Annotated in this window: 1 protein-coding gene; it reads right to left on the bottom strand. The window is 46.0% G+C overall.

What is annotated here, in order from left to right; translation table 11 throughout:
- A partial coding sequence (locus tag B3M51_RS10155; protein WP_292758890.1) for an NAD(P)/FAD-dependent oxidoreductase occupies positions 1 to 980 on the bottom strand: 980 nt, incomplete at both ends.

Here is a 980-nt window from a genome sequence, read left to right as displayed (position 1 = left end):
ACCTCATAAATACAGCTGCCCAGATGAACGGCGATACCAGCCTGTTTAACCTTTTCAGTCAAATCACCATCAGCGCCGGTTTGACGCATATCAATGACGGCAACTATCTCGACTTTGGCCGCAGCCAAATCCAGTGCCGCGCGGTAACCATAATCATTCGCAGTGACCAATACGCCTTTTGTAAAGGGTTTAACCGAATAACGATTCACCAGACGTTGTGCTGCTGAGCTCAGCATCACTCCCGGTAAATCGTTATAACGAAATACTGGAGGTTGTTCAAAAGCACCGCTGGCAACAATAACTGATCCGGCACGAACTTTAGTAATGCCACGTTTTTCAACAATTGGCACCAGATGATCAGTGTAATAACCACCGGCATAGGCATCAGCAATCACCTGAATATTGGCGTGACTGAGTACATTTTCTGTTAGCTGTTTCAGCAAAGAACCGGTATTCACATCAGCGGCCATATCATAGGTCAGACTACCTCCAATTTTGAGGTTTTCATCCACCAGAATGACCTGACTGCCAGCTTCGGCTGCTTCGAATGCTGCAGAAAGTCCTGAGGCACCCGCTCCAACAACCAGCACATCACAATGTGCATAGCGTTTGGCACGTGTAATTCGTGGGTAGTTAAAATTGACTTCACCCAACCCCGCAGCTTTACGAATCTTGTTTTCCCAGAAGGGAAACATCCATTTAGGTTTATGGAAGGTTTTGTAATAAAAGCCCACCGGCAGAAACGCCGATATCTTATCGATATAACGACCTTTATCTTTTAATACACCACCATCAGTGTTGACTGCAGTCAGCTGCATATTATGAGTAACCGGGATCACATCAGCTCGGATATTGGTGTCGACACCATCAGTCATTAACGCATTGACATCATGATTGGCAAAACTCAATAAACCACGCGCCCGGTGATATTTGAAACTACGTCCCAAAACCTTAATGTCCGCAGCCCAGAGTGCACTACT

Source organism: Methylophaga sp. UBA2689, from assembly GCA_002354555.1.
In the GTDB taxonomy this organism is placed as follows: domain Bacteria; phylum Pseudomonadota; class Gammaproteobacteria; order Nitrosococcales; family Methylophagaceae; genus Methylophaga.
The sequence above is the reverse complement of the archived record's forward strand: the minus strand, read 5'-3'. Positions and strand labels throughout refer to the sequence as shown.